Source organism: Streptomyces sp. NPDC053069 (assembly GCF_044546895.1).
Lineage (GTDB): Bacteria > Actinomycetota > Actinomycetes > Streptomycetales > Streptomycetaceae > Streptomyces.
Genome location: NZ_JBITZN010000001.1, coordinates 556,408 through 571,088, shown reverse-complemented (window position 1 = coordinate 571,088; position 14,681 = coordinate 556,408). Strand labels below are relative to the sequence as shown.

Sequence of the window (14,681 nt, the reverse complement as noted above, 5' to 3'; positions counted from 1 at the left end):
GTCATTCAACGTAGAGACGGACCTTCCGCAGCAGAAGGGGGACGACGCGGTCAAACGGACTCCACCGGCGCACGGAACTGACCGAGTGTACGCAGAAGCGGTATGACGATACCGCGCGTTCGAGACCCTTACGCCCCACCCGACGCGCCCACCTGCGCGCTGGTGCGCCGCGCCCCGCACTTCGCACGCCGGAACCCGGAGATCAAGAGCTACCCGGACGGCTACGGGGTCGCCGACCGGGGCACCGCCCGGTCCTCGGGCTGCGTGGCTGCCCGGTGCGGCACTGCGACGGCTCAGCGGCCGACGGCGTCGAGTGATGCCAGGGTGTCGCGCAGCCAGGCCAGTTCCGCCCGGCTCGTGGCACGGGCGATGGTGAGGACACCGCGCCGGAACGGGTCGTCCAGCTCCTCGGCGGCCAGCGGCCGGTCGCCGTCGTAGAAGAAGCTCGCCGGCTCCTCCAGGAAGGCCAGCCGGCGGCGCAGTACGGCCGCCTGGGCGGCCGGGTCCTCCAGGTGCCGCAGAAACGCGAGCAGCGTGAACCAGTGGTTCTCGTCGGTGATCTCGCGCTGCGCGGGCTCGGCCAGCCGGCGCTTCAGTTCGCGCCCGCCCTCCTCGGTCAGCCGCAGTACGTGACGCGGTGCCGCCACCGCGCCGGGCTCGGTGGCGCGTACCAGCAGGCCCGCCTTCTCCAGCCGCTTGATCGCCGGGTAGAGCGTGCTCTCGGCGACGGGCCGGACGTGGCCGGTGAGGGCCGCGATGTGCCGGCGCAGGACGTATCCGTGCAGCGGGGCGTCGTAGAGGAAACCGAGGATGGCGAGTTCGAGCACGGCCGCATTCTCGCGCACGACGCTGTACCTCGTCACCTTAATACTTTCTTGCAGCTATACATCGGTGGCGATGTATAGTCCGGCTGTCGGAGGATGTGCAGGAGAGGGGCACCGTGAAGCAGGCCGTGTTCGACCACGAGGGAAGCCGGATCCGCTGGACCGAGGCGCCGGGGGCGGAGCGCGCGCGCGTGTATCTGCACGGGCTCGGCTCGATGTCCGCCGTCTATCACGCGCACATCGCGTCCCGGCCCGAACTCGCGGGCCGGCGCAGTCTGTTCCTGGATCTGCCGGGACACGGTCTCAGCGACCGGCCGAGTGCGTTCGGATACACGCTGGAGGAACACGCCGAGGCGGTGGCGGTCGCGCTGGACGAAGCCGGAGTGCGCGGCGCCGAGTTGGTCGCGCACAGCATGGGGGGCGCCGTGGCGATCGTGCTCGCCCATCGGCGGCCCGACCTCGCCTCCCGGCTCGTCCTCACGGAGGCCAATCTGGACGCCTACCCGCGGCCCACGGCCGGAAGCAGCAGAATCGCCACCTACGAAGAGGGCGATTTCGTCGAACGACAGCACGCGCGCGTGCTGGAGGCGGTCGGTCCGCTGTGGGCGGCCACCATGCGGTTGGCCGACCCGCGCGCCCTGCACCGAAGCGCCGTCGGCCTGCGCCGCGGCTCGGATCCTGTGATGCGCACGATCCTGGAGAAGCTGCCCGTCGAGCGCGTGTACCTGCAGGGCGAGCACAGCGGCGAACTGCCGGGCCGGGAGCGCCTGGAAGCCGCGGGGGTGCGCGTCGTGACCGTGCCGGGCGCCGGGCACAACGTCATGTTCGACAACCCCGACGCCTTCGCAGCAGCCGTCGCCGGAAGGGACTGACCCGCCCCGGCCTTCCGCGACGGGACGCTCAGTTCTCGCGCACCGCGAGCGCGAGGAAGCGGGCGTCCTCGTCGGCGTACGACGTCATGCTCCATCCCGAACGCGACAGAAGAGGGCCGAGGTTCCCCTCGGCGCGCAGGTCGTCGGGGGTGATCTGCCGCCCCTGCCGCGCCGCCAGGGCCGCGCGCCCGAGGGGATGGAACAGCGCGAGCTTTCCGCCGGGCCGCACCACACGGGCCAGCTCCCGCAGGTTCTCCTCCGGTTGCGGCAGATGCGCGATGAGACCGGCCGCGAACACGGTGTCCAGGGATCCGGACCGCAGCGGCAGCGCGGAGACGTCCGCGAGCAGCAGCCGCCCGTGCCGGTCCCGGCCCGCCCGTACGGCCGCAGTGAGCATCGCCGGGGTGAGGTCGGCGCCCAGCACCACCCCGGACGGACCCACGGCGGCACGCAGAGGCGGCAGGGCACGCCCCGTGCCGCAGCCCGCGTCCAGCACCCGGTCGCCCGGCCGCAGCCCGAGATCGCCGACGGCCGCCGCGTACGCGGGGCCGTCGTCGGGGAACCTGCTGTCCCAGTCGGCCGCACGGGCAGTGAAGAACTCCTGGACATGTGTGTGGTCGTCGCTCATGTTCCGCATGATTCCTCATCAACCCGGGGGACATGGAGGCGCACATGTTCGGGCCGGAGCCGATCGTTCCGTCGCATCTGTGTGTCATATTCCAACAGCTTTCGAAATGCGCCCCCTTCGTGCGCCCGTACCCCCCTAGCGTCCCGTGGCCATGGGACACCTGGACCACGCCGCCTTCGGCTGGCTGACCCCCGTACTGTCGTACGTCATGGCCTGCATCGGCGCCGCGCTCGGACTGCGCTGCACCGTCCGCGCGCTCGCCACCACCGGCCGCTCGCGCCGCAACTGGCTCGTCACCGCGGCCTCGGCCATCGGGACGGGCATCTGGACCATGCACTTCGTGGCCATGCTCGGCTTCCGCGTCAGCGGCACCGACATCCGCTACGACGTTCCGCTGACCATCCTCAGCCTCCTCGTCGCCATGGTCGTCGTCTGCGCCGGAGTCTTCGCCGTCGGCTACAGCCGCGACCGCAACCGGGCGCTCCTCCTGGGGGGTCTCACCACCGGGCTGGGCGTCGCCAGCATGCACTACCTGGGCATGGCGGCGGTCCGGCTGCACGGCGACATCACGTACGACCCCGTGCTCGTCGGAGTGTCGGTGCTCATCGCCGTCGTGGCGGCGACCGCCGCGCTGTGGGCCGGCCTCAACATCAAGTCCCCCCTCGCGGTCACCGTCGCCTCCCTCGTCATGGGAGCGGCCGTCAGCAGCATGCACTACACCGGGATGTTCGCGGTGAGCGTGCGTGTGGACCCCTCCGGCGCCACACTGCCCGGGGCCACGGCGATGCAGTTCATCTTCCCCCTCGCCGTCGGCCTCGGGTCCTACCTGTTCATCACCTCGGCCTTCGTCGCCCTCTCACCCACGGCCGGCGAGCGGGAGGCATCCGCCTCCGCCCAGCGGCCCGTCGAGAGCATCGCCCGCTAGCGGGAGCCCGCTCCGAGCATCCCGACCCACGTCCCGAGCGAGGAGGCCATGCGCCCACCCCGTAACGCCCCGAAAGCCGGCGCCCCGGCGCCCCCGCCACGCGGCCGCCGCGCCCATGCCGGACCGCCCGCCGACGAGGGCTCCGACCGCGGGCTCGGTACCGCACCGGCCACGGCACGCGCGCGTGGAAACCGCCGGCACCTGCGCCCCCGTACCGTGCGCGCCAAGGTGGTCAGTCTGCTGATGGTGCCCGTGGTCTCGCTGCTCGCCCTGTGGGCGTATGCCACCGTCACCACCGCCCAGGACGTCGCCCGGCTGCGGCAGTCCCAGCGGGTCGACGCCGAACTGCGCACCCCGGTGGCCGTCGCCGTCGCCGCCCTCCAGGCCGAGCGCACCGCGGCCGTGCGCTACGCCGGCGCGCCGGGCGCGGCCGACGGCAGCGACCTGCGAAGCCTGGCCGCCCGCACCGACCGGGCCGTCGCCGAGCTGCGGCTCGGCCGCGACAATACCGTCGCGGACAGCCAGGAGTTGCCTGCCGCTGTCTCCGGGCGCCTCGCTGCGTTCGTCACCGGCGCCGAGCACCTGCGCGCACTGCGTACGGCCGTACTCGGCCACAAGGCCGGCTGGGACACGGCGTACACGCAGTACACGAAGACCATCGGCGCGGCCTTCGCCGCGGACGGTGCCCTCACCGGCATCCAGCAGGCCGACGTCGGCTCCGACGCGCGCGTGCTGCTCGAATTCAGCCGGGCCGCCGAGGCGCTGGCCCAGGAGGACACCGTCCTTGGCAGTGCCCGGACCGCCGGGCAGCTGCGGGGTGAGCGGCTACGGCTGTTCGGCGCCGCCGTCGCCGCGCGCCGTGCCCTCACCGAGACGGCCGTCGCCGATCTGCCCGCCGCCCAGCGCGCCGCCTGGCAGGAAGTGGCCGGAAGCGACTCCTACACCGCTCTCGGTGCCGCCGAGGACAAGATCCTCGCCGCAGCACCGGGCGCCACACCGGCCGGCGCGGCACCGCAGGCTGCCTGGAGCGCAGCCCACGCGCGCGTGCGGGACGGCATGCAGGACATCGCGACGGACACGGGCCGGGCCGTCGCGGGCCGGGCCGATCCGGTCACGCACGGCCTGCTCAGCCCCGCGGGCGCCGCCGTACTCCTGGGCCTCGCCGCCGTCGGTGCCTCGCTCGTCATCTCCGTCCGCATCGGACGCGCGCTCGTCGTCGAACTCGTGAGCCTGCGCAACGACGCCCTGGAGATCGCCCGCCGCAAACTCCCCGAAGCGATGCGCAGACTGCGCGCCGGCGACGACATCGACATCCAGGCGGAGGCGCCCGCCGGACCACCCGCCGAGGACGAGACCGGTCAGGTCTCGGAAGCCCTGACCACCGTCCACCGCGCCGCCCTGCGCGCCGCCGTGGAGCGCGCCGAACTCGCCAGCGGCATCTCCGGCGTCTTCGTCAACCTGGCCCGCCGCAGTCAGGTACTGGTCCACCGCCAGCTCAGCCTCCTGGACAGCATGGAGCGCCGCTCGGACGACCCCGACGAACTGAGCGATCTGTTCCGCCTGGACCACCTCACCACGCGTATGCGGCGGCACGCCGAGAGTCTGATCATCCTTTCCGGCGCCGCTCCCGGCCGGGCCTGGCGCATGCCGGTGTCCCTGACCAACGTCGTACGGGCCGCCGTGTCGGAAGTCGAGGACTACGCGCGCGTGGAGGTACGCCAGCTCCCCGAGGCCCATGTCATCGGAGCCGCCGTCGCCGACCTCACCCACCTGCTCGCCGAACTCGTCGAGAACGCCGCCCAGTTCTCGCCGCCCCACACACGCGTGCGCGTCACCGGCGAACCCGTCGGCAACGGCTACGCCCTGGAGATCGAGGACCGGGGCCTCGGCATGGGCGCCGAGACCCTCGCGGAGGCCAATCGCCGCATCGAACAGTCCGAGGCCCTCGACCTGTTCGACAGCGACCGGCTCGGCCTCTTCGTGGTGAGCCGGCTCGCCTCCCGGCACGACGTCAAGGTGCACCTGCGGACCTCCCCCTACGGGGGCACCACGGCCGTCGTCCTGGTGCCCACCGCCCTGCTCCACAGCGGCGCGCCGGAACGCGCCTGCGACCAGGGCGAGCGGGCCCGTCCCCGGCAGGAACGCGAGTACGCGCGCGTACCCGGCGCCACCTCGCACCAGGAGGCCGTCACGGCTCGGTCGGACCGGCCCGCCCTCGCGGCCACCGCTCCCGAACCCCACGGTGCCGACGAGCCGAACCCGTACGGAAGCGTCGACGAACCCCCGCCCCCCGGAGTCACCGCCTTGAGGCTGCACCGACCATCCGAGCACTCCGAGACCGACGACGACCTCCCACGCCGTGTGCGCCAGGCCAGCCTCGCCCCCCAGCTCCGGCAGCGCCCCCCAGCACAGGCACCGGAAACCGCACGGCACGGCGACGAACGGCGCACCCCCGAGCAGGTACGGGACCGCATGGCGGCCTACCGCGACGGCTGGGCTCGCGGCGGCGGCAGACAGCCGGGCCGCGGCGTCGCCACGGAACCCCCGACGGGCAGTGACAGCAGTGAAGGAGACCCGGCATGATCCAGGACCCGAACACGAGGGCCGGCCAGCGCTCCGGCGAACTGGACTGGTTGCTCGACGACCTGGTGCTGCGCGTGAGCGAGGTACGACACGCCGTCGTGCTCTCCAACGACGGGCTGGCCGTCGGCGCCTCCAGCGGCCTCGCACGGGAGGACGCCGAGCACCTCGCCGCCGTCGCCTCCGGCTTCAACAGCCTCGCCAAGGGCGCGGGACGGCACTTCGGAGCGGGCGGCGTGCGGCAGACCATGGTCGAGATGGACGACGCGTTCCTCTTCGTGGCCGCCGCCGGCGACGGTTCCTGCCTGGCCGTCCTCACCGCCGTCACCGCCGACATCGGACTGGTCGCCTACGAGATGGCGCGCCTGGTCAAGAGGGTCGGCGAGCACCTGTACACCCCGCCGCGTGTCGCCGCGCAGCCGCCCGCCGCCGGATGATCCCGCAATGGCGGCATCGATGACCGAGAACCAGACCGGCGGTCCGTGGGAGCCGGGCAGTCAGTGGTACGACGGCGAGGCCGGACCGCTCGTCCGCCCGTACGCGATGACCGGCGGGCGCACCCAGCCGGGGCCCACCGGGGTGCGCTTCGACCTGATCGCGCTCGTCACCCTCGACCCCGCGGCACCGGCACTCGACGACGACACCGCGCTCGGCCCCGAACACCGGACGCTGACAGCGCTGTGCCGTACGGAGACACAGTCCGTCGCCGAACTCGCGGCGGACGCCGACCTCCCCGTCGGCGTGGTCCGGGTGCTGCTCGGTGACCTCCTGGAACTCGGCTGTGTGGTCATCAGCCGTCCCGTACCCCCGGCACAGCTGCCCGACGAACGGATTCTGCGCGAGGTCATCGCGGGACTGCGAGCGCTGTAGATGAACGTTCCGAACCCGCCGTACGCCGTTCTGCATCCGGTCCGTACCGGTCCTCCCGAGAGAAGTGATCATGGTCATCGAGCACTCCGACGACGCCGACGACACCTCCGCCCTGGCCCTGAAAATTCTGGTCGCCGGTGGATTCGGCGTCGGCAAGACGACCCTGGTCGGGGCCGTCAGCGAGATCCGGCCGCTGCGCACCGAGGAACTGCTCAGTGAGGCAGGGCAGTTGGTGGACGACACCGACGGCGTGGACCAGAAGACCACCACGACCGTCGCCATGGACTTCGGGCGCATCACCATCCGCTCCGGCCTGTCGCTCTACCTCTTCGGCACACCCGGACAGGACCGTTTCTGGTTCCTCTGGGACGAGCTGTCCCAGGGCGCCCTCGGCGCCGTCGTCCTCGCGGACACCCGGCGCCTGGAGGACTGCTTTCCCGCAGTCGACTACTTCGAGCACCGGCACATCCCGTTCGTGGTGGCCGTCAACTGCTTCGCGGGAGCCCGCAGCTACGGCGTCCACGACGTCTCCCGGGCCCTCGACCTGGACCACGGCACGCCCGTGGTGCTGTGCGACGCGCGGGAGCGGGACTCCGGCAAGGAAGTCCTGATCCGGCTCGTCGAGTATGCCGGGCGGATGCACACCGCCCGGCTGCTGGACTCGGTCGGCTGAGGCCGGGCGTGCCGCTCAGGCTGCCAGATCCCGCACGGCCACCACCTGGTCGATGCTGACCCGGACGAGCAGCTCACCCGGAACGCCGTTGCGGGCGCCGTACTCCTCGGCGCGGTCCTCGCCCATGTACCGGGCGGCGATCCGGGTGGCCCAGTGACGCAGCTCGTCCAGTTCCTCCGACAGCCGTGCGCGGCCGTTGAGCACCACGAAGTGGAACGGCGGCCGATCGTCGTCCACACACAGGGCGATCCGCCCGTCACGGGCCAGATTGCGTCCTTTCACCGTGTCCTTACCGGTGTTGAAAACGAGTTCGTCGCCGTCCAGCAGGAACCAGATCGGGGCCACATGAGGGCTCCCATCGGCGCGAACGGTGGACAGCTTGCCGGTCCGGGTGCCGTCCGAGACGAACGCCCGCCATTCCTCGTCGGTCATCTTCTGTGCCATGCGCCCATCGTGCTTGCCCGGACGCCGGTGGTGGGGAAGGCTGGCGGGGAGTTCCTCCAGCCAGGGGGAGACATCACACGGGGAGACGGAGATGGCGCAGAACCAGGGACTCGGCTGGCTCCTGGACGATCTGACCGAGCGGGTGGACCACGTGCGGCACGCGCTGGTTCTGTCCAACGACGGCCTGGTCACGGGCGCGAGTACGGGCCTACGCCGTGAGGATGCCGAGCATCTTGCCGCCGTGGCGTCCGGGCTGCACAGCCTGGCCAAGGGATCGGGACGCCACTTCGGTGCCGGCCGGGTACGCCAGACCATGATCGAGTACGACGACGCAGTGCTGTTCGTGACCGCGGCCGGCACCGGCAGCTGCCTGTGTGTGCTCAGCGGCGCGGAGGCCGACATCGGCCAGATCGCCTACGAGATGACCTTGCTCGTCAATCGTGTCGGCGAACACCTCGGCGTCGACGCCAGGCAGCCGGAGCGAACCCCCATCGCAGACGTCTGACCTGCGGCTTCTCCTTCGTTGGTGGAGTTGTCCACAGGCTCGGCGGGAACTGGGCCGGATTGGCTACCGTGTGTGCACGACGAACGCACAAGGCGTGAGCCAACGACTCCACGGGGGAGTACGACCATGTCGGCAAGCACGTTCAGCCAGCCCCGGTCCACCACCTGCACGCCCAGCCATGCCGCTCGGGAACTGGGCCTCAAGCGTGGCGAGTTCGACCTCGCCGTGCACCTCGGCCACATCCGGACCGTGCCCGACGAGGGCGGGGGAGGAGGCCGGAGGGTGGAGCGCGCGGAGATCGACCGCCTCCGCGCACAGGAGGGCTATCCGGAGAGTTTGCTCGACCGCGTGCGGGTGGTGGGCACGACGGAGGGCGCCGCGCTCATGAAGATCCCGGCCGCTCGGTTCACCCGCCTCGCCCGGCTGGGCCTGCTCGTGCCGGTGAAGTGGTATTTGAACCGCTACCGGGCCATCGTCTGGCTGTATCTCGCGGACGACCTGCGGAGCTTCACATCGGACACAGAGAACGCGACCCTGCTCAAGGGGCGCACACCCGAGACGTTGCGCGGCCAGCTGGCCGCCGGGGTGGACCTGCGCGCCCGCAACTGGCGGGCACGCCATCTCGGGTTCCTGTTGCGGCAGGCCGAGCAGCCGTGGGCCCGGGCCGGAGCCGTGGCGGGCTTCCTGTCTCCCGTCGAGATCGCCGACGTCGTCAAGGATCCGTATGCGCGTTCCTACCTGAACCGGTTCCGGCCGGCGCAACCCGGTCAGGGCACCCCGGGATCACCTGCCGCGCATCTGGCCGAGCGGATCGCGACGGCGCAGGACGCGGACGAGATCGAGTGGCTGCGCAGCGAGCTGTGCCAGCTGCTGGAGGAGGCCCGCACCCTCTTCCCGGCCCCGCGCCCGGCCGCCCGCCGCACCGCACCGACCCGGCGAGTGGCAGCACACCCCATTCCTCCGATGGCCCCCACGGTCACGCGACTCACGCAACCGACGGCGCGGTCGTCGGCAGAGCCCGCCGAAGATCCGGCCGTGGCACGGGTGCCCGAGCCGCAGAGTGGGACGGTGGCCGCAGCGTTCGGGCCGGACTGCGCCTCGCTGCTGGGGCCGGCCAAGCCGACGGACGAGCCGGTGACACGAGCGTGCCGGGCGCAGGCCGTCCGGGCAGGGGGTGCGTCGGTGGTGGTGCCGGCCGCGTCCTCCTCGGCCCGTCGCCGTCACCGCGGGCCCGAACAGGCCCCGCCGCAGCCCGATCGCGGCCTGCGTGCCTGGCTGCGGCGGAGAAACCACCGACCGGCGCGAGCCTGAACCACTCGGCCACGGACCCCGACCACTCGCTGACTACAGGGACCTGAAAAGGCCCCCCACGACCGGGACAAGCAGACGTTTGCTGCGCGGGTCCCGCCGGAGCCGCTGGCGGAGGCGGAGGTCAGGCCGTAGGCCGACTGCAGGTCGCTGGGGCCGTAGCCGGTGGGGAGTCCGCGGCGGCGTTCGGCCATGCACAGGGCGTTGCAGGATGCGTAGCCCTTGTTCGGGGTGCCGGTGCACTGCAGCATCTCCGAGGCGGAACCGCCGGCCCGCCCGGCGCTACGGCGTGGGGGGCCGCTGCGGGGAGCGGAGTACGAGCAGGGTGATCTCGCTCGGGGCGAAGACGCGGAAGGGCGGGCCCCAGAAGCCGGTGCCACGGCTGGTGTAGAGGAGGGTACGGGTGCCGTGGCGGCTGAGGCCGGCGAGGGCGGGCTGATCGATGCGGACCAGGTGGTGGAAGGGCCAGATCTGGCCGCCGTGGGTGTGGCCGGAGAGCTGGAGGTCGACGCCGCCGGCTGCCGCCCGGTCGACGAACTTGGGCTGGTGGGCCAGGAGCAGGACGGGCAGGTCGGGGTCGGCGCCGTGCAGGGCTCCGGCGAGGTGGGCGCCGTGGCCGGCGAGGCCGGAGGACTCGGCCGTGACGTCATCCACGCCGGCGACCACGAGGGTGTCGCCGCCGCGTTCGAGCAGCAGATGGCGGTTGCGCAGCGGCTCCCAGCCCAGCTCGTCCATCAGGTCGACCCAGCCCTGGGCCTCGCTGTAGTACTCGTGGTTGCCGGTGACGTAGACCCGGGCCCGGGTGGCCTGCACGGTGCCGAGTGGGGCGGCCTGGGCGCGGCGACGTTCGGCCGTGCCGTCCGCGATGTCTCCGGTGTGGCAGACCAGGTCGGCCTTCAGCGTGTTGACCGTCTCGCAGACCCGCGCCGACCAGCGGGCGCGGTCGAGCGGGCCGTAGTGGGTGTCGGTGATGAGGACGACGCGCGTGCCGTCCAACCCGGCCCCCAGGCGCGGGAGTTGTACGTCAAGTTCGCGCACGCGTGGCACGCGGCGGGCCTCGGCGTACCCCCAGGCGAGCAGTGCGGCGGTTACGCCGAGGACGGCCCAGGTGACGATTCGGGCCCGGTCCTGACTCTCGCCGACGCCGACCACGGTCAGGGTGAGCCGCAGGAAGACGCCGATCAGAACGGACCAGGTGAACAGAACCCAGCTGGTGCCCAGCAGGGTGTCACCGACGATCGCCGCCCAGTCCTGCTGGCGTCGGCCGTGGCCGCGCACCATCGCGAGCGGCATACCGATCAGGCCGAGGGCGAACAGGGCGGTGCCGGCGAGCGTGACAGGGAGCGGCCAGTGCTGGCCGGTGTGCAGCAGCAGCCAGCAGGGCACGGTCCACAGCAGGACGGGGGCGATCAGGGGGAGGTAGCGCATCAGGCGGTGCAGTCGGCTCTGCTGAGTCGCGTGCGCTGCACTGTCGGCGGATCGGGTTTCGCTGGTGTCGGTCACGCTTCCCCTCCTTGAGCAACCAGGTTGCCGTCGCGCGCACTGTATCCGGCCGTCCCGGTCCGGTCGGACGGGGTGCACATGGTGGGCAGCCCCATGGGGCGTGGCCTCCGAGTTGATGGGCCGTACTTGGGTGGCTTGACGGCCACAAGGTCAACGCGGCCGTGAGGGTGCTGTGAAGGAGGATGCCGCAGCGGAGGGACGGCCTCCATCCGGATCCGCTTCCGCGTGGTCCTCCTGGCGTCGGTCAGCCCGCCGCCCTGCGCGTATCTCACGCCTCACGACTTCCGGAAGCAACCGACCACCATCAATGAGTGGTTGTGACGTACTGGTCCGACGACAACTCGAACACCCGTACCCGCCGACCGCCGGTGGGGTTGACGGTTTCACGGACCGGACGCATCCCCAGTTTGGTCATGATCCGTTCGGAGGCGTCGTTGCCGACTTGAGTGATGCTGACGATCCGCTCCAGCCCTCGCTCTTCGAACCCGAACCGTACAGCGGCCGCAGCGGCCTCGGTGGCCAAGCCCTGCCCCCAGTGGGAACGTCCCAGCCGCCAGCCGACCTCAACCGCCGGCAGTACCTCCGGCAAGAAGTGGGGTACCGACAGGCCGGTGAACCCGGCCAGCTCGCCAGTGGACCGGATCTCCACGGCGAACAGGCCGAAGCCCTGTGACTCCCACTCGCTCTCCCATGCCCGGATCCCGCCGCGTGTCTGCTGTTCGTCACGGACGCTGCCGTCACGGATCCACCGCATGACCTCGGGGTCGGCATTGATGGCGGCCATGGGCGCAACGTCTTCCTCGCGCCAGCGACGCAGGATCAGACGTGGGGTCTCAAGCATGACCATCCCATCATTCTTCCCCACTATCTCCCCCCACCGCCGTGCGGCTCGATGAACTCCCGCTCTTCGTCCGTCAGTCGCGCGCGTCACGCACGAGGGACTACCGGGCCAGGGCCTGGAACGGGGCGAAACCCACGGATTGATCACGACCCGATCCGCGCCCTAGGCGGGCTGCGGGGCTGGTGTGACCGGAGCGGCCGCGGCCTTGCGGGTCTCGCGCATGATCAGCAGGCCGTTGACCACCATCAGTGTCGCGGTCAGGCCGTGGACGCCGAGCGCGGTGGCCACGGAGCCGTGGTGGGCCAGCACTGTGGTCATGTCGCCGTACGCGGCGAGGGCCTCCACCAGCAGCACCCAGCCCAGCGCCCGGCGGTGGCCCGTCACCAGCAGGATGCCCAGGACCAGAGCCAGGACGACGTCGCGGATTCCCTTGATGATCAGGAAGCCGTCGCCGTCGCCGGACGGCCAGCTCGGCAGGCCGAAGCTCGGCGCCGTCGTCTCCGGGCTCAAGATGAACTCCCCCCCCCCACCAGAGGATGAAGAGGATGAAGGCGGCGGCCAGAACGGTATTGATCTTCTTCAGCGACATCGTTCTTCTCCTTGCGAGTCTTCGTCGGCTCGGTGGGCTTCGTTGGAGCTTGCTGAGTGGGCGAACCAGCGCATGCCGGGGCAGTGGTGGTATCAGACGAGGGCGGAGGCGAGCAGGGCGAAGGCGGCGATGATGATGGCGACGCGGACGTAGTGGAAGCGCTCCCAGCGGTGCAGCTGCTCCTTCCAGTCGGCGGGCCGGCTCTCGGGGGTCCAGGTCTTGTTTCGGTTGTTGATCGGGACGAGCAGCAGCATCGACATGACCACGCTGACGATCAGCAGTCCGGCGGCGGTGGCGACGAGTCCGGCGCCGTGGCGGTGCCATCCGGCGACGGCCCAGATCGCGCTGAGGGCGACCGAGCCGATGTACCAGAACGGCATCAGGGCGCCGAGCATCCGGCCGCCGTGGGCATGGCCGAGCTGGCCGCTGTCCTCGGGAAGCGCGTCCAGGATCCGGTTCATGACGAAGGCGACGGAGAACTCCACCCCCACCATCAGGCCGACGACGACGGTGGTGACGACCTCAAGTGCGTTGAGCATGACGATCCCTCCGTGAACTAGCGTTGCTAGCTGATGAGGCAACGCTAGTGCTGCTGCCGCTCGATTGTCTAGCGGTGCTAGGATCGACTTATGTCGGTACAGGAACGCAAGCAGCGCGAACGGGCGGAGCGCGAGCGCCTCATCGTGGCGACAGCCCGCGAACTCGCCGAGCAGCAGGGCTGGGACGCAGTCACCACCCGCCGGCTCGCCGAGCGCATCGAATACAGTCAGCCCGTCCTCTACAGCCACTTCCGCGGCAAGCGCGAGATCATCGGCGCCGTCGCCCTTCAGGGGGCCGCCGAACTGGCCACCGAGGTGCGGGCCGCGACCTCCGCCGCGGACGGCCCGCGCGCCCGGGTCGCCGCCCTGGCCCGCGCCTACCTGGACTTCGCCGCACGCAACCCGGCGGTCTACGACGCCTTGTTCCAGCTCGACGGCGGCCTGGCGTACGCGCAGGAAGACACCCCCGAGCCTCTGAAGGACGCCTTCGCCGCCCTGCTGGAGACTCTCGGCGAGGTCGCCGGCGACGGCGTCGACCCGGGGCTGTTCACCGAGCTGTTCTGGGCGGCCCTGCATGGCCTTGCGACCCTGACCCGCGCGGGCCGCCTGCTGCCCGAGGACGCCGAGCCGAGGGTGGAGCTGCTGGTGGACCGGCTCGCCATGGTCTGACACACCGTCCCGGCGGCCAGGTCAGCCCAGCTTGCGGAAGAGTCCCTCCTGCACCACGGACACGATCAGTTGCCCTGAGAGGTTGTAGATGCGACCCCGGGCAAGACCCCGGCCGCCCACCGCGATCGGCGACTCCTGGTCGTACAGGAACCACTCGTCCGCGCGGAACGGCCGGTGGAACCACATGGCGTGGTCCAGCGAGGCCATGTCGAAGTTCCGCGGCCCCCACAGCGGTTCGACCGGGATACGGACCGCGTCCAGGAGAGTCATGTCACTGGCGTAGGTCAGCGCGCACGTGTGGACCAGCGGGTCGTCACCGAGCGGTCCGACCGCGCGCATCCACACGGCGCTGCGCGGCTCGGCCCCCTCGATGTCCTCGGCGTTCCAGCGCAGCCGGTCGACATAGCGGATGTCGAAGGGCTGGCGGCGCGCCATCCGCTCCAACTGTTCCGGCAGCGCGCCCAGGTGCTTGCGGATCTCCTCGGTGACCGTGGGCAGCGACTCCGGGTCCGGCACCTCGCGGGCCGGCGGCAGCTGATGCTCGAACGGTCCTTCCTCGGGCTTGTGGAAGGAGGCGGTCAGATTGAAGATCGTGCGGCCCTCCTGCACGGCCGTGACCCGGCGCGTGGTGAACGACCGGCCGTCGCGGACCCGTTCCACCTGGTACACGATCGGCACCCCCGGGCGGCCCGGGCGCAGGAAGTACGCATGCAGCGAGTGCACCGGACGGCCGCCGTCCGTGGTGCGGCCGGCGGCGACCAGCGCCTGGCCCGCCACCTGGCCGCCGAAGACCCGCTGCAGCGACTCCTGCGGGCTTCGGCCACGGAAGATGTTGACCTCGATCTGCTCCAGGTCGAGCAGGTCGACCAGTCTCTCGGCCGGGTTCGTCATCGGTGGGATTCTCCTTGGCT

The 14,681-nt window shown here is 71.4% G+C and carries 16 protein-coding genes and 2 pseudogenes; 10 read left to right on the top strand and 8 right to left on the bottom strand.

The genetic code is table 11. From position 1 onward, the window contains the following. Positions 1 to 129: 129 nt before the first annotated feature. Positions 130 to 317 (top strand): annotated as a pseudogene (locus ACIGXP_RS02535) (DUF2236 domain-containing protein); the annotation flags it as partial. Here the strand turns inward: ACIGXP_RS02535 and ACIGXP_RS02530 are convergent. Next, positions 294 to 827 carry a PadR family transcriptional regulator gene (locus tag ACIGXP_RS02530; RefSeq protein WP_363215384.1) on the bottom strand — a complete coding sequence of 178 codons (534 nt, stop codon included), beginning with the start codon at positions 825 to 827 and terminating at the stop codon, positions 294 to 296. The pseudogene ACIGXP_RS02535 and the gene ACIGXP_RS02530 overlap by 24 nt on opposite strands. A 113-nt stretch (positions 828 to 940) precedes the next feature. Between ACIGXP_RS02530 and ACIGXP_RS02525 the strand changes: the two genes are divergently transcribed. Next, the gene (locus ACIGXP_RS02525) at positions 941 to 1,696 is read left to right on the top strand and encodes an alpha/beta fold hydrolase (RefSeq protein ID WP_399763109.1); all 756 of its coding nucleotides are present in this window, start codon (positions 941 to 943) and stop codon (positions 1,694 to 1,696) included. A 28-nt stretch (positions 1,697 to 1,724) separates the two neighbouring features. Here ACIGXP_RS02525 and ACIGXP_RS02520 read toward each other — a convergent pair whose 3' ends face one another. Continuing rightward, on the bottom strand, positions 1,725 to 2,324 hold the full coding sequence (locus ACIGXP_RS02520; protein ID WP_399763108.1) for a class I SAM-dependent methyltransferase: 600 nt from the start codon (positions 2,322 to 2,324) through the stop codon (positions 1,725 to 1,727). Positions 2,325 to 2,475: 151 nt separating this feature from the next. Between ACIGXP_RS02520 and ACIGXP_RS02515 the strand changes: the two genes are divergently transcribed. From ACIGXP_RS02515 to ACIGXP_RS02495, 5 genes are all read left to right on the top strand, one after another. After that, complete coding sequence (locus tag ACIGXP_RS02515) at positions 2,476 to 3,249, top strand: MHYT domain-containing protein (protein WP_399763107.1); 774 nt, start codon at positions 2,476 to 2,478, stop codon at positions 3,247 to 3,249. A gap of 48 nt (positions 3,250 to 3,297) precedes the next feature. Continuing rightward, positions 3,298 to 5,832: a nitrate- and nitrite sensing domain-containing protein gene (locus tag ACIGXP_RS02510; protein WP_399763105.1), complete on the top strand. Its 2,535-nt coding sequence runs from the start codon at positions 3,298 to 3,300 to the stop codon at positions 5,830 to 5,832. After that, complete coding sequence (locus ACIGXP_RS02505) at positions 5,829 to 6,266, top strand: roadblock/LC7 domain-containing protein (protein WP_363215341.1); 438 nt, start codon at positions 5,829 to 5,831, stop codon at positions 6,264 to 6,266. Before ACIGXP_RS02510 ends, ACIGXP_RS02505 begins: the two co-directional genes overlap by 4 nt. Before the next feature lie 19 nt (positions 6,267 to 6,285). After that, positions 6,286 to 6,699: a DUF742 domain-containing protein gene (locus tag ACIGXP_RS02500; RefSeq protein ID WP_363215385.1), complete on the top strand. Its 414-nt coding sequence runs from the start codon at positions 6,286 to 6,288 to the stop codon at positions 6,697 to 6,699. Between the two features lie 70 nt (positions 6,700 to 6,769). Continuing rightward, positions 6,770 to 7,372 (top strand): ATP/GTP-binding protein, encoded by a 603-nt coding sequence (locus tag ACIGXP_RS02495; protein WP_363215342.1) that lies wholly within the window; start codon positions 6,770 to 6,772, stop codon positions 7,370 to 7,372. A 15-nt stretch (positions 7,373 to 7,387) separates the two neighbouring features. Here the strand turns inward: ACIGXP_RS02495 and ACIGXP_RS02490 are convergent, their stop codons facing one another. Beyond that, the gene (locus tag ACIGXP_RS02490) at positions 7,388 to 7,816 is read right to left on the bottom strand and encodes a PPOX class F420-dependent oxidoreductase (RefSeq protein ID WP_363215343.1); all 429 of its coding nucleotides are present in this window, start codon (positions 7,814 to 7,816) and stop codon (positions 7,388 to 7,390) included. Positions 7,817 to 7,907: 91 nt separating this feature from the next. Here ACIGXP_RS02490 and ACIGXP_RS02485 point away from each other — a divergent pair, with 91 nt between their 5' ends. After that, the gene (locus tag ACIGXP_RS02485) at positions 7,908 to 8,321 is read left to right on the top strand and encodes a roadblock/LC7 domain-containing protein (protein ID WP_363215344.1); all 414 of its coding nucleotides are present in this window, start codon (positions 7,908 to 7,910) and stop codon (positions 8,319 to 8,321) included. Between the two features lie 126 nt (positions 8,322 to 8,447). Continuing rightward, entirely contained in the window at positions 8,448 to 9,632 is a 1,185-nt protein-coding gene (locus ACIGXP_RS02480) for a DUF6397 family protein (protein WP_399763102.1), read from the top strand. A gap of 279 nt (positions 9,633 to 9,911) precedes the next feature. Here ACIGXP_RS02480 and ACIGXP_RS02475 read toward each other — a convergent pair whose 3' ends face one another. The 4 genes and pseudogenes from ACIGXP_RS02475 to ACIGXP_RS02460 form a co-directional block, all read right to left on the bottom strand. Next, on the bottom strand, positions 9,912 to 11,132 hold the full coding sequence (locus tag ACIGXP_RS02475) for a metallophosphoesterase (protein ID WP_399763100.1): 1,221 nt from the start codon (positions 11,130 to 11,132) through the stop codon (positions 9,912 to 9,914). Positions 11,133 to 11,436: 304 nt separating this feature from the next. Further along, complete coding sequence (locus tag ACIGXP_RS02470) at positions 11,437 to 11,973, bottom strand: GNAT family N-acetyltransferase (protein WP_399763098.1); 537 nt, start codon at positions 11,971 to 11,973, stop codon at positions 11,437 to 11,439. A 162-nt stretch (positions 11,974 to 12,135) separates the two neighbouring features. Beyond that, a pseudogene (locus ACIGXP_RS02465) lies at positions 12,136 to 12,562 on the bottom strand (DUF4267 domain-containing protein). A 92-nt stretch (positions 12,563 to 12,654) separates the two neighbouring features. After that, entirely contained in the window at positions 12,655 to 13,101 is a 447-nt protein-coding gene (locus ACIGXP_RS02460; RefSeq protein WP_399763097.1) for an anthrone oxygenase family protein, read from the bottom strand. A gap of 90 nt (positions 13,102 to 13,191) precedes the next feature. Between ACIGXP_RS02460 and ACIGXP_RS02455 the strand changes: the two genes are divergently transcribed. Next, on the top strand, positions 13,192 to 13,770 hold the full coding sequence (locus tag ACIGXP_RS02455) for a TetR/AcrR family transcriptional regulator (RefSeq protein WP_399763095.1): 579 nt from the start codon (positions 13,192 to 13,194) through the stop codon (positions 13,768 to 13,770). 21 nt (positions 13,771 to 13,791) lie between these two features. Here ACIGXP_RS02455 and ACIGXP_RS02450 read toward each other — a convergent pair whose 3' ends face one another. Then, positions 13,792 to 14,661, bottom strand: a complete 870-nt coding sequence (locus ACIGXP_RS02450) for an acyl-CoA thioesterase (RefSeq protein WP_399763094.1) — start codon at positions 14,659 to 14,661, stop codon at positions 13,792 to 13,794. Between the last annotated feature and the right edge of the window lie 20 nt (positions 14,662 to 14,681).